Raw genomic sequence first — 23,963 nt, 5'->3', positions numbered from 1 at the left:
AAATTCCATCGCGCCGATACACAGCGCCCGCCCGGATTAGTCAACCCCGCGCCGAACGCAGACCGCGCGGGGTATTTGAACCAAGGTGAAACGGCAGGGCTTTCATCTTGGCCCAAATACCCTCTGGGGGTCCGGGGGGCGAAGCGCCCCCGGCGCCTTCACCCCGCCCAGACGGCGGGGATCAGCCCCCGCAGCGCATTGCCCACCCAAAGCCGCACGCGGGGCAGGTCTTCGGCGCTCAGCACCTCTTCCGGGCATGCCAGTTCGGCCCGCAGCACCCCCGGCAGCAGCCCGCAGGACAGGGGCGGCGTCCGCATCCCCTGCCCCCGGTCGAAGAAGACCGTGGTGATGCTGCCATCGCAGACCTCGCCGCGTTCGTTCAGGAACAGCACCTCGTCCAGCTCCGGCGCCAAGGCGGCCCGCGCCCGGTCATAGGCGCCGCGCCGGGTGGATTTCACCCGCAGCCAGGGATCGGCGGACCGCAGCCGTTCGGCCGCCAGCCCCAGCCGCCATTCGGGTTTGGCCGGCGGCAGCGCCGTCGCCTCCCAGGCCACCTCGCCCCCGGCGCCCAGCGTCAGCCGCAGCCGTGCCGGATGGTCGGGGCCCGCCGGCGCCACCTCGGGGCAGGCCCAGCCCAGCGCCGCCGCCCCCGCCCGCAGCCGCGCCAGATGCAGCGGCCAGCGCGGCGCGGCGCGGCCCTCCCACAGCACCGTCTCGATCAGCCTCAGCCCCGGTTCACGGCCGCCTTCACGAAGCGCGCTTTCCACAGCGCCTCCTCCCATTCGCCCTGCGCGGTTGATCCATGCACCACGCCGCCGCCCACATTCATCACGATCTCGTCGTCGCTCAGTGACAGCGTGCGGATCGCCACGCTGAAATCCGCCGTCCCGTCGGGGGCCATCCAGCCCACCGCGCCGCAATAGGCGCCGCGCGCGAAGGGTTCCACCTCGCGGATGATCTGCATCGCGCGGATCTTCGGCGCGCCGGTGACGCTGCCGCAGGGAAACAGCGCCGCCATCAGCGCGGGCAGCTCGGGCGCCGTCTCCAGCACGCCCTCGACGGTCGAGGTCATCTGATGCACCGTCGCATAGGTTTCCACCGCGAACAGCGCCGGCACCCGGACACTGCCCACCCGCGACAGCCGCGAAATGTCGTTGCGCAGCAGGTCCACGATCATCAGGTTCTCGGCCCGGTCCTTCTCGGCGCCCTGCAATTCGGCGATGATCGCCGCATCCTCGGCCGCATCGGTGCCGCGCGGCCGGGTGCCCTTCATCGGCCGGGTCACGATCCGGCCCCCGGCCCCGATGCGGAAGAACAGCTCGGGGCTGCGCGACACCAGCACCGGCCCCACCCCCAGATCGACAAAGGCGCCGTGCCCCACCGCCCCCGTCCGCCGCAAGGCGCCATACAGCCCCTCCGCGCTTCCCGCCGTCAGCCGCGCCCGCAGCGGAAAGGTCAGGTTCACCTGATAGCAGTCGCCCGCCGCGATATAGTCCAGCACCTTCGCCGCCGCATGGCCATAGGCCCGCCGTCCCACCACGGGTTCGGGCGCGGTCATCGCCGTGCCCTGCCCGGCCTTGGCCATGCGCGCCAGCACGGGGCCTGCGTCCTGCGGCCCGTCGAACAGGCCCAGCGCCAGCAGCGGCCCCGGCCGCCGGCGCGGCATCAGGCGGCGCAGCTTCGGCTCCAGCGCATAGCCCGCCTCATAGGCAACAGAACCCGCGATCCAGGCCCCTGCCCTGCGCGCCGCCTCGGCCGCGCGCAGCGCCGGCAACACCTCGGCCCCGCGCCGGGCGACGATCACCCCACGCGGCCGGTCAAACACCGCCGGCGCCCCTTCGGGCCCATGTTCGACAAGGATCACCATGCGCCCCCGTTCCCCTGTTGCCAGTTAGGACGAACGCCGCCGCAGGACCAGCGGATTTCCGACACCGCATCCCGGACCGGCGACAGCCGCGCAGCGCCCGGCGGATTTCTTCCCCGGAACCTGCCGGAAAATGGCCGCCCTTTGCCCCTTGCGCCCAAGCCCCGCCGGACTATAACCCCGCCAGTTTGCGCGCCGCCTGCCCGATGGAGAGCCCCATGCCGAAGAGAACCGACATCAAGTCGATCATGATCATCGGAGCGGGGCCCATCGTCATCGGCCAGGCCTGCGAGTTCGACTACTCCGGCGCCCAGGCCTGCAAGGCCCTGCGCGAGGAAGGGTACCGGGTGATCCTGGTCAACTCGAACCCCGCCACGATCATGACCGATCCGGGTCTGGCCGACGCCACCTATATCGAACCGATCACCCCCGAAGTGGTGGCCAAGATCATCGAGAAGGAACGCCCCGACGCGCTGCTGCCCACGATGGGCGGCCAGACCGGGCTGAACACCGCTCTGGCCCTCGCGGACCTTGGCGTGTTGGATAAGTTCAAGGTTGAGCTGATCGGAGCCAAGCGTCCGGCCATTGAAATGGCAGAAGATCGCAAGTTGTTCCGCGAGGCGATGGACCGGATCGGGCTGGAAAACCCCAAGGCCACCATCATTGCCGCCCCGAAACTGCCCTCGGGCAAGTATGACATCGCCGCCGGCGTGCGCGAGGCGGTCGAGGCGCTGGAATATGTCGGCCTGCCCGCCATCATCCGCCCCGCCTTCACCCTGGGCGGCACCGGCGGCGGCGTCGCCTATAACCGCGACGATTACGAAGCCATCGTCCGCTCGGGTCTGGAGGCCAGCCCGATGGCGCAGGTTCTGGTCGATGAATCCCTGCTCGGCTGGAAGGAATATGAAATGGAGGTTGTCCGCGACAAGGCAGACAACGCCATCATCGTCTGCTCCATCGAGAACGTCGATCCGATGGGCGTGCATACCGGCGATTCCATCACCGTCGCACCGGCCCTGACGCTGACCGACAAGGAATACCAGATCATGCGCAACGGCAGCATCGCCGTGCTGCGCGAGATCGGCGTCGAAACCGGCGGGTCAAACGTGCAATGGGCGATCAACCCGAAAGACGGCCGCATGGTCGTGATCGAGATGAACCCCCGCGTGTCGCGCTCCTCGGCGCTGGCGTCCAAGGCGACCGGCTTCCCGATTGCCAAGATCGCCGCGAAGCTGGCCGTCGGCTACACGCTGGACGAATTGGACAACGACATCACAAAAGTGACACCCGCCAGCTTTGAACCCACCATCGACTATGTGGTGACAAAGATCCCGAGGTTCGCTTTTGAAAAGTTCCCCGGTTCGGAACCCAACCTGACCACCGCCATGAAATCGGTGGGCGAGGCCATGGCCATCGGCCGCACCATCCATGAATCGCTGCAAAAGGCGCTGGCCAGCCTGGAAACCGGCCTGACCGGCTTTGACGAGATCGCCATCCCCGGCGCCCCCGACCGTGCGGCAGTGTCCAAGAAGCTGGCCGAAGTCACCCCCGACCGGCTGCGCGTCATCGCCCAGGCCATGCGCCACGGCTTCTCGGATGACGAGATCCAGGCGATCACCGCCTTCGACCCGTGGTTCCTGGCCCGCATCCGCGAAATCATCGACGCCGAGGCGCAGATCCGCAAATCCGGCCTGCCCACCAATGCCGAGGCGCTGCGCAAGCTCAAGATGATGGGCTTCACCGATGCCCGCCTGGCCAAGCTGACCGGCCGCGACGAAGGCCAGGTCCGCCGCGCCCGCCGCAACCTGGGCGTCCGCGCCGTCTTCAAGCGCATCGACACCTGCGCGGCCGAGTTCGAGGCCCAGACCCCCTACATGTATTCCACCTACGAATCCCCCGCGATGGGCGATGTGGAATGTGAATCCCGGCCCAGCGCCGCGAAAAAGGTGGTCATCCTGGGTGGCGGCCCCAACCGCATCGGGCAGGGGATCGAGTTCGACTATTGCTGCTGCCATGCCTGCTTCGCGCTGACCGCGGCGGGCTATGAGACCATCATGGTCAACTGCAACCCGGAAACCGTCTCGACCGACTATGACACCTCGGACCGGCTGTATTTCGAACCGCTGACCCTTGAGCATGTCCTTGAAATCCTGCGCGTCGAGCAGGAAAACGGCACGCTGCATGGGGTGATCGTGCAGTTCGGCGGCCAGACGCCGCTGAAACTGGCCAATGCCCTGCATGAAGAGGGCATCCCGATCCTGGGCACCACGCCCGATGCCATCGACCTGGCCGAAGACCGCGAACGCTTCCAGCGTCTGTTGCAGGATCTGGGCCTGAAACAGCCACACAACGGCACCGCCCGGTCGCGGGATGAGGCCTTCGCCGTGGCCCGCGACGTGGGCTATCCGCTGGTGATCCGCCCCTCCTTCGTGCTGGGCGGCCGCGCGATGGAAATCGTGCGGTCCGACGAACAGCTTGAACGCTACATCACCACCGCCGTGCAGGTGTCGGGCGACAGCCCGGTCCTGCTGGACAGCTACCTGTCCGGCGCGGTCGAGGTGGACGTGGATGCCCTGTCAGACGGCACCAACGTCCATGTCGCCGGCATCATGGAACATATCGAGGAAGCCGGCGTCCATTCCGGCGATTCGGCCTGCTGCCTGCCGCCGCACCAGCTTTCGCCCGAAACCGTGGCGGAACTGAAGCGCCAGACCGTCGTCATGGCCCGCGCGCTGAACGTGGTCGGCCTGATGAACGTGCAATTCGCCATCAAGGACGGCACGATCTACGTTCTGGAAGTGAACCCGCGCGCCAGCCGCACCGTGCCCTTCGTCGCCAAGGCGACCGACAGCGCCATCGCCTCCATCGCCGCCCGGCTGATGGCGGGCGAACCGCTGTCGAACTTCCCCATGCGCGCGCCCTACCCCGCCGGCGTCGGCCCCGATACCGCGCTGCCGCTGGCCGATCCGCTGACGCTGGCCGATCCGCAAACCCCGTGGTTCAGCGTGAAAGAGGCCGTCCTGCCCTTCGCGCGCTTCCCCGGCGTTGACCCGGTGCTTGGCCCGGAAATGCGCTCAACGGGTGAGGTGATGGGCTGGGACCGCACCTTCGAGCTGGCCTTCCTCAAGGCCCAGATGGGCGCCGGCACCATCCTGCCCGACACGGGCCGCGTCTTCCTGTCGGTCAAGGACATGGACAAGACCGCCGCCCTGGCCAGTGCCGCCCGCGACCTGATCGCGCTGGGCTTCCAGATCGTCGCCACCCGCGGCACCGCCGCCTGGCTGGCCACGCAGGGCATCGCCGCCGAAAGTGTGGCCAAGGTCTATGAAGGCCGTCCGAACATCGTGGACCGGCTGAAGAACGGCGACATCGCGCTGGTGATGAACACCACCGAAGGCACCCAGGCCGTCAGCGACAGCCGCGACATCCGCCGCGTCGCCCTGATGGACAAGATCCCCTACTTCACCACCGCCGCCGCCAGCATCGCCGCCGTCGGCGCGATGAAGGCCCGGGGGGAAGGGTATGGGGTGCGGACGCTGCAGGGGTGAGGGCAATACCAAAGACCCTGACTTGGGGCCTTAAAATCCCAAGTTATCAGAAAAGTATTACTTGGACAAATGAGCTCTCTGGACTTTCAGATTTATGCTGATTTTCCAAATTTAAAATACTACTTTTGCGAACGCACATAACAATCAATAGTAGTTTATGTGGCGGCAGATAGTCTGACCGCGACCATAAATCAAAGAGGCATGAATGAGATCGTACGGATTCCTTATTCCCTTTCTGCTTGCGGGTTGCGTCACAACACCAGTTGTGTCGGATTTCAATGGATCAAGCGTCAAGCTTGTTGAGTCTTTCGGCAGCGCTAAACCGACTGAGGCAACTGTCGCCGAAGCAAGCCGCATTTGCGGCAAGGTCGGAAAGAAAGCAGAGGCAGCCTCCGCGAGATCCCTTCCCAACTATGACATGGAATACCTGTTTCTCTGCCTGTGAAGTGAGGCGGGGGCGACTGTTGCGACTTGCTTTCTCCGGCTGATTGTCTGGAGGGACAAGAGTGGAGCAGGTACAGTTATTCGCCCGATGTCAGTGCTCCCTCCACACGTCTTCCCCGGAAGACGTGTGGAAGACATTAGGAAGACGCAGGCAAGACACCGCCCTTCCCAGTTGACAAAGCCCCGAAAACACCCCATGTCCGCCCTGTCCGAAAGCCCGTGCCGCGTGAGCATTGATCCGGCCCGGACGACAGGTTCCCACCATCACGCAGGGGCGCCGACGGCGCGCACGGTCAACGGGGTTCCCCGCGGACGAGGGCCGCCCGTCCCTTGACGTATGGAACGACCATGACCACTTTCGAAGCCCTGGGCCTTTCGCCCAAACTCCTGAAAGCGCTGGAAAAGACCGCGCTGCAAACGCCGACGCCGATTCAGGCGCAGGCCATTCCCGCCATCATGCAGGGCAAGGATCTGATGGGTCTGGCGCAGACCGGCACCGGCAAGACGGCGGCCTTCGGCCTGCCGCTGCTGCACCGGCTGCTGGACATCGGCCACCCCCCCGGCCCCCGCAACGTGCGCGCGCTGATCCTGGTGCCCACCCGCGAACTGGCCACGCAAATCCGTGAAAACTTTGAAGTTTTCACCAAAGGCACCGCCATCAAGATCGTCATGGTCGTCGGCGGCGCCTCGCTGAACAAGCAGTCCCAGGCGCTGGTGCGCGGCACCGATGTGCTCGTCGCCACCCCCGGCCGCCTGATCGACCTGCTGGAACGCGGCGATGTCAGCCTGGAAAAATGCGGCTATCTGGTCCTGGATGAGGCCGATCACATGCTGGACATGGGCTTCATCCACGCCCTGCGCCGCATCGCCAAGCATATTCCGGTGCGTCGTCAGACGCTTATGTTCTCGGCCACCATGCCCAAGGACATTGACGAAATCGCCGCCACCTATCTGCGCGACCCGGTCAAGGTGCAGGTCGCGCCCCCCGGCAAGCCGGCGGAAAAGGTCACGCAGGGCGTGCATTACATCCCCAACGGCGACAAGGCCCGCCTGCTGGAGACCTATCTGAAAACGCATGAAGGTGAACAGGCGCTGGTGTTCTGCCGCACCAAGCACGGTTCAGACAAACTTAACAAATTGCTGGCAAGCTGGGGCTTCCGCGTGGGCACCGTTCACGGCAACCGCAGCCAGAACCAGCGCGACCGGACACTGGCGGAATTCAAGGCGGGCGAGCTGGACGTTCTGGTCGCCACCGATGTGGCCGCACGCGGGATCGACATTCCCACCGTCCGGCACGTCTACAACTATGACATGCCGAATGTCCCGGAAAACTACGTCCACCGCATCGGCCGCACCGCCCGCGCCGGGGCCGAAGGGGCCAGCATCAGCTTCTGCGCACCTGCCGAGATGGGCGAACTGCAAGCCATTGAGAAAATTCTGAAAAAACCGCTTCCGGTCATTGGTGGCGCGCCGTGGTCGGCCGAAGTGGTGGCCGCGAACCCGCGCCCGCAGCAGCGTCAGGGCCGCCCCGGCCCCCGCCCGGCCGCGAAGGCCGGCGCCAAGCCGCAGGCCAAACCCCGGCCCATGGGCGGCGGGCAGGCCCCCAAGCGCAGCGGGGCCAAGCGTCCTAGCCGGCCTCTTCCTCGAGGTTGAGCTTCATCTGCAGCAGCACCTGCTGCAGGGCCAGCGTTTCGCGCAGCATCCGCTTGGATTCATTGACGGTAATCTTGCCGTCACTTATGGCTTGGTTGTATTCGCTCATCAGCATGGCAAAGCGTTGCGCCAGGGCCACCACGTCCTGGTTCACGCCCTTTGACGCGCCATCGTGCTTGTCGCTGTCATAACTCAGCGTGATGCCGCGCAGATCGGCCAGCGCCGAGGTGACATGCGGGAAGCGCGACGCAGCTTCCAGCGCAGCCACCACGTCGATGGGCATGAACCTGTCGTCGTGCTCGTCATTTTCCGAATAATACCGGCCCAGCGTCGCCTTCGACTTGCCGGTGATGGCGCAGGCAGCCTCGACCCCCACGTCCTTGACCAGCGCCTCGGTGTGCTTCTTCAGGTAGCTTGCCGTCGACATTTTTCATTCTCCGGGCCGCAGAAGCTGCGGGGAAATCGTGATCATTTATCCCCCTTACTCATGCAAAAGCCATTTGTCATGGCCAAAACCGCCGCTGCCGCGGGACGCAGGGTCGGGCTTGCGCCTCCCCCCTTCGGGACGTTAGGGCAAGGCATGGCGAAGCTGCATTTTCACTATTCGACGATGAACGCCGGCAAGTCGACGCTCTTGCTGCAGGCGGCCCACAACTACCACGAAGGCGGCATGGCCACCTATCTGTTGACCGCCCGGCTGGACGATCGCGCCGGAACGGGGCGGATCGGCAGCCGGATCGGCATCGGTGCCGAGGCCGAGACCTTCGGACCAGAAGACGACATGTTCGCCCGCATCGCGGCGCGGCTGGCCTCTGGCCCCTGCGCCTGCGTCTTCATCGACGAGGCGCAGTTCCTATCGAAAGATCAGGTCTGGCAACTGGCCCGGGCGGTGGATGACCTGAAGGTTCCGGTCATGGCCTATGGGCTGCGGGTGGATTTCCAGGGCAACCTCTTCCCCGGATCGGCCGCGCTGCTGGCCTGGGCGGACGAGATGCGCGAGGTTCGCACCATCTGCCACTGCGGCCGCAAGGCAACGATGGTGGTCCGCAAGGGGCCGGACGGGCAGGCGCTGCGGGATGGCGATCAGGTGGTGATCGGCGGCAACGAAACCTATCAGAGCCTGTGCCGCAAACACTGGCGCGCGGCGGTGGGGGATTAGCGTCCCCAAGGGGCGCGGCGCCAATCTGTTGAAAAGGCGCCTCTTTGACGATCAGACCGCCACCGCCTGCGCCCTTGCGCGCAAGGCGATCAGCGCGCCGGCGGCCACGATCAGCCCCATTCCGGCCCAGGCCTGCACCGACAGGGTTTCCCCCCAGATCATCCAGGACCAGAAGGCCGAAGCCGGCAGGATGACATATTCCAGCACGCTGACCCGGCCCGCGTCGGCAATCTGGTAGGCGCGGATCATCAGCCCCACCCCCAGAAGCGACCCCGCCGCCTGCACGAAGACCCAGAACAGGAAGCCGGCCGAAGGCCAGACCGGCCCGCGCAGCAGGAACCCGTCAGCGCCGGCGGGCACCGCCACCGGCCACAGCGCCAGCGCCGCCATGCCGATCAGGCCGAACACCCCGAGGGCCGCGAAAAAGCCGGCCAGCAAGGTTTCGGCGCTTTCCTGCGGGCACCATTCGCGTGTCGCGATATTGCCCAAGGCATACATCGCCCCCGCCGCCACCGGCAGCACCGCCGCCAGCGAGGCCCCCGACAGCGCCTGCGGCCCAAGGACAAGGATCACCCCAAGGAAGCCAAGGCCGACCGCAAGGATGCGAACCGGGCCAATGGCGTGCCCATAGGCAAAGCGCGAGATCAGCAGCACGAAGATCGGCGCCGTGAACAGGCCCGCCGCGACAATGGCCACCGGCAGAAAGGCCAGCGCGCCGAAATAGATCACCATCGCCGTGCCATGGATCGCCGACCGCGCCAGCACCGCGCGCCCGTTCACCGGCCGCAAGCGCAACCCAAGGAACGGCACCGCCAGCCCCAGAAGCGACAGCGCCATGGCCGTCCGGGTGGCATGGAACTGCCACAGCCCCGCTTCGACCGCGATCAGCCGGACATAATTGTCGGTAAAGCCGATGATCGTGGCATAGATCAGGATGCACCCCGCAGCGGCCAGGGTCTTGTCAGGGGCTTGCATTTTCGGGGCATTCCTCCTCTTTCCCCCGCAGTCAAGCCTGCTAACCTAGGGTCTGCGCGCTTGAAAGCGACATGAGGGAGGATGACGACGATGGGCTGGCTGGCCGATGAATCTGGCTTGGAGAAATGTGCCGCGAACCATGTGGCGCTGACGCCCCTGTCGCATCTGAAGCGCGCGGCCGATGTCTTTGCCGACCGCACGGCGCTGGTCTGGAAGACCACGCGCCTGACCTATGCCGAATATGCCCATCGGGTGACATTGCTGGCCAGCGCCCTGGCCCGGCGCGGCATCCGTCCGGGCGATGTAGTGGCCACGCTGCTGCCGAACATTCCCGCCCAGGCCGAGGCGCATTTCGGCGTGCCGGCCTGCGGGGCGGTGCTGAACACCATCAACACCCGGCTGGATGCCGATACGGTGGCCTATATCTTCGGCCATGCCGGGGCGAAGATCGTGCTCTGTGACAGCGCCTATATCGCGCTGGCGGAACAGGCGATCCGCAAGATGGACGGGGCCGCGCCGCAGATCATCGAGGTGGTGGATCATGGCCAGACCGCCTCGGGCCATTACCTGACCTACGAGGAGTTGCTGGAAAAGGGCGATCCCGGCTTCGCCTGGCTGATGCCGCAGGACGAATGGGAATCGCTGGCGATCAACTACACCAGCGGCACCACGGGCCGGCCCAAGGGCGTGGTGTATCACCACCGGGGCGCCTATCTGGCAACGATGGCCAATGCCGTGGCCTGGCGGATGACCTTGTTCCCCGCCTATCTGACCATCGTGCCGCTGTTCCACTGCAACGGCTGGTGCCACACCTGGATGGTGCCGATGCTGGGCGGCACCGTGGTCTGCTGCCGCGACATCACGGCAAAGGCGATCTATGACGCGATTGCCGACGAAGGCGTCACCCATTTCGGCGGCGCGCCCATCGTGCTGAACACCATCGTCAATGCCAGGCCCGAGGACCGGCGCGAGTTTTCCCATGTGGTCGAGGTGTTTACCGCCGGCGCCCCGCCGCCCGCCGCCACGCTGGCCGCGTTTGAACCCTTGGGCTTCAACGTGACGCAGGTTTACGGCCTGACCGAAACCTATGGCCCGTCCACCGAATGTCTGTGGATGCCGGACTGGGACGGCACCGAAGGCGCCGCGCGGGCCGAGCTGAAATCGCGCCAGGGCGTGCGGATGGCCATGCTGGAAGGCGCCGAGGCGCATGACACCCACGGCCAGCCGGTTCCGCGCGACGCCCATCATCTGGGTGAGATCGCGATGCGCGGCAATCTGGTGATGAAAGGCTATTACAAGAACCCCGAAGCCACCGCCGAGGCGTTCAAGGACGGCTGGTTCCGCAGCGGCGACATCGCCTTGCAACACCCGGACGGATATTTGCAGATCACCGACCGGGCGAAAGACATCATCATCTCGGGCGGCGAAAACGTGTCTTCGGTCGAGGTCGAGGGGGCGCTGATGAAGCACCCTGCGGTGAATCTCTGCGCCGTGGTGGCCAAGCCCGATGACAAATGGGGCGAGGTGCCTTGCGCCTTTGTCGAGCTGAAGCCGGGCCAGAAGGTGACCGAAGCCGAGCTGATCGCGCATTGCCGCGCGCATCTGGCCGGGTTCAAGACGCCCAAGCATGTGATCTTCCACGACTTGCCCAAGACCAGCACCGGCAAGATCCAGAAATTCGAACTGCGCGCCGTGGCCAAGCTGATCTGATTGTGCCCCGCCCCCGGCCCGGCTAAGGTTGTGCCGGGGCAGCAGACGGACAAGCAGAGGCCGATGACGGCACTGAAAAAGTATCAGCGGCTTGAAAGCACCGGGCTGTGGCGCGCCGGCCCCGGCGGGCAGCGCCAGGAGGTGATCGTCCGGCTGGGCGAAGCCACGCTGATGCTGACCGACCCGCGGTCCGAACAGGTGCTGAGCCACTGGTCGCTGCCGGCGGTGACACGGCAGAACCCCGGGGTGCGGCCCGCGCTGTTCGTTCCCGGCGAAGATGCCGACGAGACGCTGGAAATCGACGACGACGACATGATCGCCGCGCTGAAAACGGTGCAGGCGGCGGTGCGACAGGCCACGCCACGCCCGGGCCGGCTGCGCGCGGCGCTGATCGGCGGCACAACGCTGGCCATCGTGCTGATCGTGACACTGGTCCTGCCGGGCGTTCTGAAGCGGCACACGGCCTCGGCGCTGCCTGCGGCGAAACGGGCCGAAATCGGCCAGCTTGCGCTGGATGATGTGATCCGGCTGACCGGCAAGCCCTGCGACGGATCGCTGGGGCTGCCCGCACTGGCCCGCCTGTCCGAGCGGGTCTTCGGCCCCGAGGATACGCCGATCCTCTACATCCTGCCCGAAGGGCTGCGGCATCCGGCGCACCTGCCGGGCGGGGTGATCCTGCTGCCGCGCGACCTGATCGACCAGGACACGCCCGAGGCGCTGGCCGGGGCCGCATTGGCCGAAGGGGTGGCGTCAAGGGCCGCCGATCCGTTGGCCCCGATCCTTGATCATGTCGGGCTGAAGGCCACTTTCGGGCTGCTGACCTCGGGCCAGTTGCCCGACGATGCGCTGCAAAGCTATGGCGAGGATGTGCTGCGCGACAACGCCAGCGCCGCCGTGCCGGATGCGGTGCTGATCGAGGCGGCGAAAACCGCACAGGTGCCGCTTTCGGCCTATGCCCGCTGGCGTGATCCCTCGGGAACCACAACCGCCGGGCTTCTGGAAGGCGATCCCTATCGCGGCCTGATGCCGACGCCGATCCTGCCCGATGATGACTGGATCGCGCTGCAATCGGTGTGCAGCGACTGAACCGTCAGTTCGTCACCACCAGGGCATCGGCAAAACCCGCCTGCCGGGCGATGTTCAGCGCGGCCTGCGCCTCGGCTCCGCTGGCAAAGGGGCCGGCATAGACCACCCGCAACGCGCCATTGCCGAAGGTTCCCTGCGCCACCGGGAACCCCAGATCGCGCAGCCGCCCCACCACGCCTTCCGCATTCGACGGCACCGCATAGGTGCCCACCTGCACGAACAGCCGCCCCGTGCCGCCCGCCACCGTCTGCACCTTTTCCGCCGCCGCCGGATCGACATAGCCGATGGCGCGACCGTCCGGCGTGACGGTCACCAGGATCGGATAGGTCGCGCCCTCAAGCGTGCCGTCCCCACGGGTGCACAGAATCTGGCTGCCCCCGCTTGGCAGCGCATGGCGTTCGGCCACCGGCGTCGCGGCGGCGCAGGCCAGACGATACTCCGGCCCCTCCGGCGCGGGCCCGGTCAAGACCTTGACCGAAGCCGCCTCGCCCTTGGGCAGCGCCTCCACCTTGGCGGCGGGCTTGGCCCTGGATTTGGCCTTGGCTTTCGGCTTTGCCTTTGGCGTCACCGCAGGCTTTTCGGCAGCCGCCACCTCTGCCGGCTTGGTCTCCGGCACAGCGGCGGGCGATTCAGGCGTCGGCTCAGCGACCGGGGTCGGGGTAGCAGGGATCGCAGGCGCGGGTGCCGGTTCCGCAACCGCCGGCTTGGGCCCCGTTTCGCTGGCCCCTGGGCCGGCCCCCGTATCGGGCGCTGCGGGCTTGGCCTCGGGCGGGGTTTCTTCCGCGAGGACCGGACTTCCGCCCGTCGGCGCATAGCCGCAAAGTTGCTTGCGGTCGCGCGTCACCCGCGGCACCCAGACCACCTGCCCGCCATAGGCCGCCCGCAGAAAGACACAGCCCTTGCTGTCAACATATTGCTGCCCGGCGAAGCCCTCTGGCGGAAGCTCGGCCGGCTGGTTCAGATCGGCCCGCGCGGGCCCGGCCGCGATGACGGCGGCCAGGCAGGCCGCCGGCAGAATTCTGGCCAACATGATCGATTCCCAGGACATCGGCTGAACTGTGAAGCAGGCTCCGGGGTGAGTAAAGGCCCGCGCCCGGCCTCGCCCTACTTGGTGCCGAACATGCGGTCGCCCGCATCGCCCAGACCCGGCACGATATAGCCGTGGTCGTTCAGATGGCTGTCCAGCGCCGCGGTGACAATCGGCACATCGGGATGCGCCTCCTTCATCCGCGCCACACCCTCTGGCGCGGCCAGAAGGCACAGGAAGCGGATCTGCTTCGCCCCCGCCTCTTTCAGCAGCGACACGGCCGCGGCCGAGGAGTTGCCGGTGGCCAGCATCGGATCGACGACAATGGCGATGCGGTCTTCCATCTGGTCGGGCAGCTTGCAGTAATACTGCACGGGTTGCAGGGTTTCCGGGTCGCGGTAAAGGCCCACGAACCCCACACGCGCCGCCGGAATCAGCTCAAGGATGCCATCCAGCAACCCGTTGCCCGCGCGCAGGATCGACACCAGCGCCAGTTTCTTGCCGTCGATCGTGGGCGCGTCCATCGGGCAAAGCGGCGTTTCGATGGTCTTGGTGGTCATCGGCAGTTCGCGCGTCACCTCATAGGCCAGAAGCAGGCTGATCTCGCGCAGAAGTTTGCGGAACGAGGCGGTCGAGGTGTCCTTCTCGCGCATCAGCGTCAGCTTGTGCTGGACCAGCGGATGGGAAACGACGGTCAGATGGTCCAGCATGGGTCAGCCCTCCAGCAGCTTTGCGATCCTTGCCTTCGTATCGGCGTCGCAGAAGGCGGCGTCAAGCGACTGGCGGGCGATGCGGCCAAACTGACCTTCGTCCCAGTCGAAGGCGCGGTGCAGTTCCTGATATTCCCGCGCCATGGTGGTGTGAAAGAACGGCGGATCGTCGGTCGAAATGGTGACCTTGACGCCGCGCCGGTCCAGTTCGGCAATCGGATGGGCGCGGAAGTCGCGGTACAGCCCCAGCGACACGTTCGATCCGGGGCAGACCTCCAGCACGGTGCCGCGTTCGGCCAGTTCGTCCACCAGCGCCAGATCCTCGATGGCGCGCACGCCATGGCCAATGCGTTCGGGGTTCAGGTCCGTCAGCGCCGCGCGCACGCTTTCCGGCCCGCCCCATTCGCCGGCATGGGCTGTCAGGCGCAGCCCGGCTTCGCGGGCGCAGTCGAAGGACCAGGCAAAATCCTTCGGCGCGCCCACCGTTTCATCCCCGGCGATGCCGAAGCCGACCAGCCAGTCGCCCGCCGTTTCCGCCGCGCAGATCGCGGTTTCCCGCGCCTTCTCGGGGCCGAAATGGCGGATGCAGGTGACGATGCCGCGCAGGGTAATGCCCATCTGCCGCTCGGCCTGATCGGCAGCCTCGCGGATGGCGTGAAGGTACTCGCGCCAGGCCCCCGGATCGCGGCCACCGCAGAAATCGGGCGACAGGAAGGTTTCCCCATAAACCACACCGCTGGCAGCACTTTCCTCCAGCACCGCCAGCGTCAGGCGATGGTAATCCTCGGGGCTGCGCAGGACCGAGGTCGCCGCCTCATAGACCTTCAGGAAATGCCAGAAATCGCGCCAGGCATAGCCGCCCTGTTCGTCGAAGATGCCGGAGATGTCCTCCTTCTTCTCGGCGGCCAGCCCGCGGATGAAGGCCGGCGGGGCGGCGCCTTCCAGATGCAGATGCAGTTCGACCTTGGGCAGTTCGCGCACGCCCTTCTCCTTCATCTCGGGAAAAATACCCCGGGGGTCCGGGGGCAGCGCCCCCGGCCGCCGGTCACAGGAAGCTGCGGCCCGGCCCTTGCGGAGCCACGCCCAGATGCACAGCCAGGCTGGCGCCGACATCGGCATAGCCGCGCAGGCCAATCTCGCGCAGGCCCGCGCCCCAGCCCACCACAGGAACCCGCTCGCGGGTGTGATCGGTGCCGGTCCAGGTGGGATCGTTGCCATGGTCGGCGGTAAAGATCGCCAGATCGCCGGGGCGCAGACCGGCCAGGAAGCGGGGAACACCGGCATCGAACCATTCCAGCGCGCGGGCATAGCCCGGCACATCGCGCGGGTGGCCATAAAGGCTGTCGAACTCGACGAAGTTCGCAAAGGTCAAGGAACCATCCTCGGCCTCGTCCCCCAGCCGGACCAGATGTTCGAAAAGGTCTGCGTCAGACTTGCCCTTCCACAGCTTTCCGATGCCCCGCATCGAGAAGATGTCGCCGATCTTGCCCACGGCATGGGTGGCACGGCCCGCCCCCGACACCCAGTCCAGCAGCGTGGGCGACGGGGGGGCGATGGCATAGTCGTGCCGGTTCGGGGTGCGGCGGAAATCGCCGCAGGTGCCGGTAAAAGGCCGCGCGATGACACGGCCAACCTTCATCGCGTGCAGATACGGCGCCAGGTCGGCGCACAGCTTCAACAGCCGGTCCAGACCGAACGCCTCTTCATGGGCAGCGATCTGGAACACGCTGTCGGCCGAGGTGTAGCAGATCGGCCAGCCGGTCCGCAGGTGTTCCTCGCAATGTTCGGCAATGATCGGCACGCCCGAGGCGTGGCAGTTACCCAATATCCCCTCGGTCCCGGCCAGCTTGCAGACCAGCGCCACCAGATCGGGCGGAAAGGCCGGGCGGGCGACGGGGAAATAGGTCCAGTCCCAGGGCACCGGCACGCCGGCCAGTTCCCAATGGCCCGAAGGCGTATCCTTGCCGCGCGACACTTCCTGCGCGGCCCCCCACAGGCCCTGCGGCCGCGCGGTGAACCCTTCCATCGCCGCGCCCGAGGCCAGCCGGACAGCCGCCCCAAGGCCAAGCGCATCAAGGTTGGGCATCTTCAGCGGCCCGCTGCGGCCGGTCTCGGCCCGGCCTGCAGCGCAGGCGGCGGCGATATGGCCAAGGGTATTCGATCCTTCGTCGCCAAAGGCGGCGGCATCGGGCGCCCCGCCCGCGCCAACGGAATCCATCACGATCAGGAAGGCACGCGCCATGTCAGGCAATCCTCTTCAACACAAGGGGCGGTTCATCCGGGATGCCCGGGGCAATGCGATAGGCCCGCTGCACCGCCTTGATCGCGGCGGCGGCGGCCTCGTCCGTTGCAGCATGGACCATGGCAATGGGCACGCCCGCGCCGGTTTCCTCACCTATTCCGGCCAGATCGGACAGGCCGACCGAGGGGTTGACCCGGTCGCCATCGCGCATCCGGCCGCCGCCCAGATGCACCACGACATTCCCAAGGGCCTGGCCGTCGATCGCCCAGATATGGCCGTCTTCCAGCGCAGGCACTTCGCGCATCACCGGCGCTGCGGGCAGCCGGTCAGGCCAGCGTTCCACGAAATCGGACGGCCCGCCTTGCGCCGCGACCATCTGGCCAAAGCGTTCGGCGGCAGCGCCGCTTTCCAAGGCCCGAATGATTCGCCCGGCCCCGTCGTCGGAATCGGCCGCAAGCCCCGCCAGAGCCAGCACCTCGCCCCCCAGGGCAACGGTCAGGTCGCGCAGCGGCGCGTTGACCGAGGTGCCGGTCAGCGTCTCCATCACCTCAATCACCTCAAGCGCATTGCCCGCGGCGGTGGCCAGCGGCTGGGTCATGTCGGTGATCAGCGCCGTCGTCATGCAGCCGGCCCCCTGCGCCGCGCTGACCAGGGCGCGGGCCAGCGCCTCGGCCTCGTCCAGCGTCTTCATGAAGGCACCCGAGCCGCATTTCACATCCAGCACCAGCGCCTCAAGCCCCGCCGCCAGCTTCTTCGACAGGATCGAGGCGGTGATCAGGTCGATGCTTTCGACGGTGCCGGTCACATCGCGGATTGCGTAAAGCCGCCTGTCGGCCGGGGCAAGGTCGGCCGAGGCGGCAACGATGGCGCAGCCGATGTCGGCCACCTGCGCGCGGAACTGGTCTTCCGACAGGCCGGTGCGGAAACCGGGGATCGCCTCAAGCTTGTCCAGCGTGCCGCCGGTATGGCCAAGGCCGCGGCCCGAGATCATGGGGTTCATCGCGCCACAGACGGCCAGCGCCGGGGCCAGCAGCAAGGAGACGCAATCGCCGATGCCGCCGGTGGAATGTTTGTCCACCACCGGGCCGGGCAGATCCCAGGCCATCACCTTGCCGCTGTCGCGCATGGCGCGGGTCAGGGCAACGCGGCCTTCCTCGCCCAGGCCCTTGAGCAGCACCGCCATGGCAAAGGCCCCGGCCTGCGCGTCGGTCACCGCCCCGCTTGCCAGACCCTGCGCGAACCAGGTGATTTCGGCCCCGGTCGGGCGCAGGCCATCGCGCAGCTTGGCGATGATCAGCCGGGCGTCCATCAGGCCCGGTCCATGTGCGAGGCCGAAAACACGCCGGGCAACAGGTCGGCCACGGTCACGCTGCGGGTCTTGCCGTCGGTCGTGGCCATGGTCACCCGCACATCCGGGGCGGCGAATTCGGCGATCTTCTGCCGGCAGCCGCCGCAGCAGGGCACGGGGTCCGGGCTGTCGGCGATCACGAAGACCTCTGCAATGCTGTAGTCGCCGCCGGCGCACATGGCGGCAATCGCCCCGGCTTCGGCGCAGGTGCCTTCGGGATAGGCCACATTTTCGACATTGCAGCCGACATAGACCTTGCCCGAGGTGGCCCGGATCGCCGCGCCGACCTTGAACCGCGAATAGGGAACCCAGGCGCGTTCGCGCACCTCGGTTGCGGCTTGAAGAAGGTCCATGCGTGTTGCCTCCGCTGTCCTGACCATTTGGTCAGAGCATGGCCCCAGACCCGGCTTTGCGCAAGCCGGGCCGCACCCCGCCGTGGCGGCTGTCCGCCGGTCCGCGCGCGATCAGGGCGCCGCAACCACGCGCGTCGGCGGATTGCCCGGCAGCGAAACCTCCAGCAGTTGCAGGTCTTCGGTCATCTCGCTGTAGCGGGTCGCCAGACCCGGCGGAACCACGAAGGCATCGCCGGGCGACAGGCGGAACGGCGCCTTGCCTTCGCCTTCCAGCAGCATGTGGCCCGACATCACGAAGGTGAACAGGATGTCGCCGTCATGTGCCGTCCAGGGGTGCTGCGCGGCAAAGGCGTTGGTCATCGGGCGGGCCACCATCACGCTGGCAACGCCCTTGGTCGCGGCATCAACCGTTGTATCGCGGGCCTCGAATCCCGGAATACGGAACGGATGGAAGGCGCCGGTCGCGCCGACATTGTGAACGAACTTCTGCCCGTCCCATTCGCGATCCGGGCGCAGGTCGGGGGTGGGCAGGGTCATCGCGTGGTCGATCTCGGTCACATGTTCGGCGGGAACACCGATTTCGATCACCTCGATCCCGCCGCCCGATTCCACGACGCGGTGGCGGATCTGCGGCGGCTGGATGAAGCAGTCGCCCGCATGAAGCCGGCGCAGCCCGCCCTGATCTTCATACAGCACATCCACCCAGCCATGGATGCAGAAGATCAACTGGAACCCGACCTTGTGGAAATGCACCATGTCGGGGACCGGCCCGTCGGGCACCCGGATATGGCTGGCGATCATCGCCCCGCCCAGACGGCTGGGCACAAGGTCACGATACATCATGCCCGCCCGGCCAATGACCCAGGGCGCCTGATCGGCCAGCCGCCGCACCACGAAGGCGTGTTCGGTGGTCGGCAGCACCAGCGGCGGGTTCAGTTCGTCAATCTCGATCCGGGTGCCGTTGGGGGCGGTCAGTTCGCGCGCGCCACCGGCAAAGCTGTCAGGGTCTTCGGTCAGGATGCGCAGGGTTCCGGGGCCTTCGGGCGCCCCCTTCTCGATCCGCAGCCGCAGGCCATGGCCCGAAACAACGGCAACCTGCGGGTCGTCGGCGGGATAGATCATGTCCAGCCGCATCCCCAAGGTCCGGGTGTAGAAGGGCAGATCGTCGCGCAACTCTTGCGTGGGAAGCCGGATTTCGGCACGCGTCTCGGTCATCATCGCCCCCTGTTGTGGCGGCATCCTGGGCGCGGGCCTGCCGAAAATCAAGCGGCGCCGGCGCATTGCGGAAAACCGGGACTTGGCGGGTCTTGAATGTTGGTTTAGGGCCAAACCATCGAGGGAGTGTGTGACATGGCAGAAGACGCGAAGGACGGCCGCCCGGACGAGGCGCGGCAGGTGGCCCGGCATCTGGCACTGGATTACCATGAGTTTCCCAAGCCCGGAAAACTTGAGATCCGGGCGACGAAACCGCTGGCCAACGGCCGCGACCTGTCGCGCGCCTATTCGCCGGGCGTGGCCGAGGCCTGCCTTGAGATCAAGGCCGACCCCGCCACCGCCAGCCGCTATACCGCACGGGGCAATCTGGTGGCGGTGGTGTCGAACGGCACCGCGGTGCTGGGTCTGGGCAACATCGGGCCACTGGCCGCCAAGCCGGTGATGGAGGGCAAGGCCGTCCTGTTCAAGAAGTTCGCCAATATCGACTGTTTCGACATCGAACTGAACGAACCCGACCCCTATCGCCTGGCCGACATCGTCTGCGCCCTGGAACCGACCTTCGGCGCCATCAACCTTGAAGACATCAAGGCCCCCGATTGTTTCATCGTTGAACAGTTGTGCCGCGAGCGGATGAACATCCCCGTCTTCCACGATGACCAGCACGGCACCGCCATCGTGGTGGGTGCGGCAGCGACCAACGCGCTGCATGTGGCCGGCAAGCGGTTCGAGGACATTAAGGTCGTCTCGACCGGCGGCGGAGCGGCGGGGATCGCCTGCCTGAACATGCTGCTGAAGCTGGGCGTCCGGCGCGAGAATGTCTGGCTGTGCGATCTGGCGGGGCTGGTCTATCACGGCCGGACCGAGCAGATGACCGACCAGAAGGCGGCCTATGCCCAGGGCACGACCGCCGCCACGCTGGATGAGGTGATTGCCGGCGCCGACCTGTTCCTTGGCCTGTCCGGCCCCGGTGTTCTGACGCCCGAAATGGTGGCGAAGATGGCGCCGCGGCCCATCGTCTTTGCGCTGGCGAACCCCAGCCCGGAAATCCTGCCCGATGCGGTGCGCGAGGTGGCGCCCGAGGCGATCATCGCCACGGGACGCAGCGACTTTCCCAATCAGGTCAACAATGTCCTGTGCTTTCCGTTCATCTTCCGCGGGGCGCTGGATGTAGGGGCGACCGAGATCAACGATGCCATGCAGCTTGCCTGCATTGACGGTATCGCGGCCCTGGCCCGCGCCACCACCAGCGCGGAAGCCGCCGCCGCCTATCACGGCGAACGGCTGAGCTTCGGGGCCGACTATCTGATCCCCAAGCCGTTTGACCCCCGCCTGATCGGCGTGGTCGCAACGGCGGTGGCAAAGGCCGCCATGGCAACCGGCGTGGCCACCCGTCCGATCACCGATCTGGACGCCTATCGCGAAAAGCTGAACGGCAGCGTCTTCAAATCGGCGCTGATCATGCGGCCGGTGTTCGAAGCCGCCGCCCAGACCTCGCGCCGCATCATCTTTGCCGAGGGCGAGGATGAGCGGGTGCTGCGGGCGACGAATGCCATCCTTGAGGAAATGACCGACAAGCCGATCCTGATCGGGCGGCCCGAGGTGATGATCCAGCGCGCCGAACGGGCGGGCCTGCCGATCCGGCCCGATCGCGATTTCGAGTGCATCAACCCCGAACACGACGACCGCTATCGCGACTACTGGTCCACCTATCACGAACTGATGCAGCGGCGGGGCGTCACGCCCGATCTGGCGCGGGCGATCATGCGGACGAACTCGACCGCCATCGGGGCTGTCGCCGTGCACCGCGGCGATGCCGACAGCCTGATCTGCGGCACCTTCGGGCAATATCTGTGGCACCTGCGCTATGTGCGCGAGGTGCTGGCGCGCGGGGGGCTGCGGCCGCAGGGATCACTGTCGCTGATGATCCAGGAGGACGGGCCGCTGTTCGTGGCCGACACGCATGTGAACGCCGTGCCGACACCGGAACAGGTGGCCGAGACGGTGCTGGGTGCGGTGCGCCATGCCCGCCGCTTTGGCGTGAAGCCCAAGGTCGCGCTGTGCAGCCATTCGAACTTTGGCAACCTCGACAGCGATTCCGGCCGCAGGATGCGGGCCGCGCTGGAAATCCTGGACAACCGTGAGGTCGAATTCGAATATGAGGGCGAGATGAGCATCGACGCCGCCCTTGACCCCGAGTTGCGGCACCGGATGTTCCCGAACAGCCGGCTGGAGGGGGCCGCCAACATTCTGGTGTTCGCCTTCACCGATGCCGCCAATGCCGCGCGCAATATCCTGAAGATGAAGGCGGGCGGGCTGGAGGTCGGGCCGATCCTGATGGGCATGGGCAACAAGGCGCATGTGGTGACACCGTCGATCACCGCACGGGGCCTGCTGAACATGGCGGCGCTGGCCGGAACGCCGGTGGCGCATTACGGCTGACAGCGGCGGGGGTTTCCCACCCCCGCACCCCCGTGGGGTATTTGGGCCAAGATGAAGCTGCGCCGGGAAGGGAATCGCCTTCCCCGGCGTCAGGCAAAAAGTTTGCAAAGTTGCCCGGCTTTAACGCCAGCTTTTGCGGCGGAACGGGCTTTGCAAAAATTCGCAACCCAGATCCGCGAAATCCTGCAAACTTTTCGTCAAAGCCGCCAATTGTTCCCGGTAACATTGTTGCGCACACCACGGCTGGTGACGTAACAGAAATGCGCTTTGGGAGGAGGCATACCATGGGATACGCTGAAATCTATGCGCGCTGGAAGGCCGACCCGGAAGGGTTCTGGATGGACGCGGCCGGGGCGATCGACTGGGTGCGCAAGCCCTCGGCCGCGCTGGATGACAGCCGTGCCCCGCTGTATCAGTGGTTCACCGATGGCGTGGCGAACGCCTGCTGGAACGCGGTCGACCGCCATGTGCTGGCAGGCCGGGGCAACCAGCTTGCGATCATTCATGACAGCCCCGTCACCCACCTGCGCAAGGGCATCACCTACAAGGAACTGCAAGCGCGCGTCGCCAGCCTGGCCGGGGCGCTGCGCGCCAAGGGTGTGGAAAAGGGCGACCGCGTCATCATCTACATGCCGATGATCCCCGAGGCGCTGGAGGCCATGCTGGCCTGTGCCCGGCTTGGCGCCATCCATTCGGTCGTCTTCGGCGGCTTCGCGGCCAGCGAACTGGCGGTGCGGATCGACGACTGCACCCCGAAGGCGATCATCGCCGCCTCCTGCGGGATCGAGCCGAACCGGATTGTCCATTACAAGCCGCTCCTGGATGCCGCCATCGACATGGCGACGCACAAGCCCGAATTCTGCGTGGTGTTCCAGCGCGAGCAGGAGGTGGCCAAGCTGATCGAGGGCCGCGATGTGGCCTGGCACACCTTCCAATACGGCGTGGAGCCGGCCGATTGCGTGCCGGTCGAAGGCGACCATCCCGCCTATATCCTGTATACCAGCGGCACCACCGGCGCGCCCAAGGGCGTGGTGCGCCCCACCGCCGGCCATATGGTCGCGCTGATGTGGACGATGCGCGCGATCTATGATTGCGGTCCGGGCGATGTGTTCTGGGCCGCGTCCGACGTGGGCTGGGTCGTGGGGCACAGCTACATCTGCTATGCGCCGCTGCTGGCCGGCTGCACCACCGTGGTGTTCGAGGGCAAGCCCGTCGGCACGCCGGATGCGGGCACCTTCTGGCGCGTGGTCAGCGAAAACAAGGTCAAGGTGCTGTTCACCGCGCCAACCGCGCTGCGGGCGATCAAGCGCGACGACCCGACCGGCGAATTCGTCGGCGAATACAACATGAAGACGCTGAAGACGCTGTATCTGGCCGGCGAACGGGCCGACCCGGACACCATTCAATGGGCGCAGCACCATCTGAAGGTGCCGGTGATCGACCACTGGTGGCAGACCGAAACCGGCTGGGCCATTGCCGCGAACCCGATGGGGATCGAGCCGCTGCCGGTCAAGATCGGCAGCCCGTCCGTTGCCATGCCCGGCTATGACGTGCAGGTGCTGGACGAAGGCGGCCATCCGGTGCCCCCGGGCACGCTGGGCGCCATCGCGGTGAAACTGCCGCTGCCCCCCGGCACCCTGCCGACGCTGTGGAATGCCGAGGATCGGTTCCGCAAAAGCTATCTCGCGCACTTCCCCGGCTATTACGAAACGGGCGATGCCGGCTATATCGACGAGGACGGCTATCTTTACATCATGGCCCGCACCGATGACGTGATCAACGTCGCGGGGCACCGCCTGTCGACCGGCGCGATGGAAGAGGTGCTGGCCAGCCACCCGGACGTGGCCGAATGTGCCGTGATCGGCGTGGCCGACGATCTGAAGGGCCAGTCGCCGCTGGGGTTCCTGTGCCTTAACAAGGGCTCGCCCCGGCATCACGCCGAAGTGGTGGCCGAATGTGTCAAGCTGATGCGCGAGAGGATCGGCCCGGTGGCCGACTTCAAGCGCGCGGTGGTGGTGGACCGGCTGCCGAAGACCCGCTCGGGCAAGATCCTGCGCGGGACCATGGTCAAGATCGCCGACAGCCAGCCCTGGAAGATGCCAGCCACCATCGACGACCCCGCGATCCTGGACGAAATCGCCATGGCGCTGAAGACGCTGGGCCTTGCCCGCGGCTAGGCACCCGGCATCC

19 protein-coding genes are annotated in these 23,963 nt (G+C 66.7%); 8 read left to right on the top strand and 11 right to left on the bottom strand.

Annotated features, from left to right (window positions below):
- Positions 1 to 158 precede the first annotated feature (158 nt).
- Both B6K69_RS14915 and B6K69_RS14910 read right to left on the bottom strand, forming a co-directional pair.
- On the bottom strand, positions 159 to 767 hold the full coding sequence (locus B6K69_RS14915) for an aminotransferase class IV (protein WP_418259997.1): 609 nt from the start codon (positions 765 to 767) through the stop codon (positions 159 to 161).
- Positions 725 to 1,864 (bottom strand): aminodeoxychorismate synthase component I, encoded by a 1,140-nt coding sequence (locus B6K69_RS14910; protein WP_108644957.1) that lies wholly within the window; start codon positions 1,862 to 1,864, stop codon positions 725 to 727. The genes B6K69_RS14915 and B6K69_RS14910 overlap by 43 nt, the downstream gene beginning before the upstream one ends.
- 218 nt (positions 1,865 to 2,082) lie before the next feature.
- Here B6K69_RS14910 and carB point away from each other — a divergent pair, with 218 nt between their 5' ends.
- The 3 genes from carB (at position 2,083) to B6K69_RS14900 (ending at position 7,509) form a co-directional block, all read left to right on the top strand.
- Positions 2,083 to 5,412 carry a carbamoyl-phosphate synthase large subunit gene (gene carB / locus B6K69_RS14905; RefSeq protein WP_108644353.1) on the top strand — a complete coding sequence of 1,110 codons (3,330 nt, stop codon included), beginning with the start codon at positions 2,083 to 2,085 and terminating at the stop codon, positions 5,410 to 5,412.
- Positions 5,413 to 5,617: 205 nt separating this feature from the next.
- On the top strand, positions 5,618 to 5,857 hold the full coding sequence (locus B6K69_RS18020) for a hypothetical protein (protein WP_123876578.1): 240 nt from the start codon (positions 5,618 to 5,620) through the stop codon (positions 5,855 to 5,857).
- Positions 5,858 to 6,204: 347 nt separating this feature from the next.
- The gene (locus B6K69_RS14900; protein ID WP_108644352.1) at positions 6,205 to 7,509 is read left to right on the top strand and encodes a DEAD/DEAH box helicase; all 1,305 of its coding nucleotides are present in this window, start codon (positions 6,205 to 6,207) and stop codon (positions 7,507 to 7,509) included.
- Here the strand turns inward: B6K69_RS14900 and B6K69_RS14895 are convergent.
- Entirely contained in the window at positions 7,484 to 7,936 is a 453-nt protein-coding gene (locus B6K69_RS14895; RefSeq protein WP_107674001.1) for a hypothetical protein, read from the bottom strand. The genes B6K69_RS14900 and B6K69_RS14895 overlap by 26 nt on opposite strands.
- 153 nt (positions 7,937 to 8,089) lie before the next feature.
- Between B6K69_RS14895 and B6K69_RS14890 the strand changes: the two genes are divergently transcribed.
- Positions 8,090 to 8,668 carry a thymidine kinase gene (locus B6K69_RS14890; RefSeq protein ID WP_108644351.1) on the top strand — a complete coding sequence of 193 codons (579 nt, stop codon included), beginning with the start codon at positions 8,090 to 8,092 and terminating at the stop codon, positions 8,666 to 8,668.
- A gap of 51 nt (positions 8,669 to 8,719) precedes the next feature.
- Here the strand turns inward: B6K69_RS14890 and B6K69_RS14885 are convergent, their stop codons facing one another.
- Positions 8,720 to 9,643 (bottom strand): DMT family transporter, encoded by a 924-nt coding sequence (locus B6K69_RS14885; protein WP_108644350.1) that lies wholly within the window; start codon positions 9,641 to 9,643, stop codon positions 8,720 to 8,722.
- A gap of 90 nt (positions 9,644 to 9,733) precedes the next feature.
- Between B6K69_RS14885 and B6K69_RS14880 the strand changes: the two genes are divergently transcribed.
- Both B6K69_RS14880 and B6K69_RS14875 read left to right on the top strand, forming a co-directional pair.
- A complete protein-coding gene (locus B6K69_RS14880) occupies positions 9,734 to 11,353 on the top strand; it encodes an AMP-binding protein (protein WP_108644956.1) in 1,620 nt (539 codons plus the stop codon).
- Between the two features lie 63 nt (positions 11,354 to 11,416).
- Positions 11,417 to 12,439 (top strand): hypothetical protein, encoded by a 1,023-nt coding sequence (locus B6K69_RS14875; protein ID WP_108644349.1) that lies wholly within the window; start codon positions 11,417 to 11,419, stop codon positions 12,437 to 12,439.
- 4 nt (positions 12,440 to 12,443) lie between these two features.
- Here B6K69_RS14875 and B6K69_RS14870 read toward each other — a convergent pair whose 3' ends face one another.
- The 7 genes from B6K69_RS14870 to B6K69_RS14840 all read right to left on the bottom strand — a co-directional run bounded on the left by B6K69_RS14870 (position 12,444) and on the right by B6K69_RS14840 (position 19,334).
- Positions 12,444 to 13,469 (bottom strand): SPOR domain-containing protein, encoded by a 1,026-nt coding sequence (locus tag B6K69_RS14870; RefSeq protein WP_123876577.1) that lies wholly within the window; start codon positions 13,467 to 13,469, stop codon positions 12,444 to 12,446.
- A 74-nt stretch (positions 13,470 to 13,543) separates the two neighbouring features.
- On the bottom strand, positions 13,544 to 14,176 hold the full coding sequence (upp, locus tag B6K69_RS14865) for a uracil phosphoribosyltransferase (RefSeq protein ID WP_107673996.1): 633 nt from the start codon (positions 14,174 to 14,176) through the stop codon (positions 13,544 to 13,546).
- Between the two features lie 3 nt (positions 14,177 to 14,179).
- Positions 14,180 to 15,172 carry an adenosine deaminase gene (locus B6K69_RS14860; protein WP_107674091.1) on the bottom strand — a complete coding sequence of 331 codons (993 nt, stop codon included), beginning with the start codon at positions 15,170 to 15,172 and terminating at the stop codon, positions 14,180 to 14,182.
- Positions 15,173 to 15,221: 49 nt separating this feature from the next.
- Positions 15,222 to 16,418: a phosphopentomutase gene (locus tag B6K69_RS14855; protein ID WP_108644347.1), complete on the bottom strand. Its 1,197-nt coding sequence runs from the start codon at positions 16,416 to 16,418 to the stop codon at positions 15,222 to 15,224.
- Position 16,419: 1 nt separating this feature from the next.
- Positions 16,420 to 17,727, bottom strand: coding sequence for a thymidine phosphorylase (locus tag B6K69_RS14850; protein ID WP_108644346.1), 1,308 nt, complete (start codon positions 17,725 to 17,727; stop codon positions 16,420 to 16,422).
- Positions 17,727 to 18,119 carry a cytidine deaminase gene (locus tag B6K69_RS14845; RefSeq protein ID WP_107674178.1) on the bottom strand — a complete coding sequence of 131 codons (393 nt, stop codon included), beginning with the start codon at positions 18,117 to 18,119 and terminating at the stop codon, positions 17,727 to 17,729. Before B6K69_RS14845 ends, B6K69_RS14850 begins: the two co-directional genes overlap by 1 nt.
- A gap of 111 nt (positions 18,120 to 18,230) precedes the next feature.
- Positions 18,231 to 19,334, bottom strand: coding sequence for a cupin domain-containing protein (locus B6K69_RS14840; RefSeq protein WP_108644955.1), 1,104 nt, complete (start codon positions 19,332 to 19,334; stop codon positions 18,231 to 18,233).
- Between the two features lie 135 nt (positions 19,335 to 19,469).
- Between B6K69_RS14840 and B6K69_RS14835 the strand changes: the two genes are divergently transcribed.
- Both B6K69_RS14835 and B6K69_RS14830 read left to right on the top strand, forming a co-directional pair.
- Entirely contained in the window at positions 19,470 to 21,773 is a 2,304-nt protein-coding gene (locus B6K69_RS14835) for an NADP-dependent malic enzyme (protein WP_108644345.1), read from the top strand.
- Between the two features lie 284 nt (positions 21,774 to 22,057).
- A complete protein-coding gene (locus tag B6K69_RS14830; RefSeq protein ID WP_107674176.1) occupies positions 22,058 to 23,950 on the top strand; it encodes a propionyl-CoA synthetase in 1,893 nt (630 codons plus the stop codon).
- Positions 23,951 to 23,963: the final 13 nt, after the last annotated feature.

The organism is Pseudogemmobacter blasticus (assembly GCF_003071405.1).
GTDB lineage: Bacteria > Pseudomonadota > Alphaproteobacteria > Rhodobacterales > Rhodobacteraceae > Pseudogemmobacter > Pseudogemmobacter blasticus.
The sequence above is the reverse complement of the archived record's forward strand: the minus strand, read 5'-3'. Positions and strand labels throughout refer to the sequence as shown.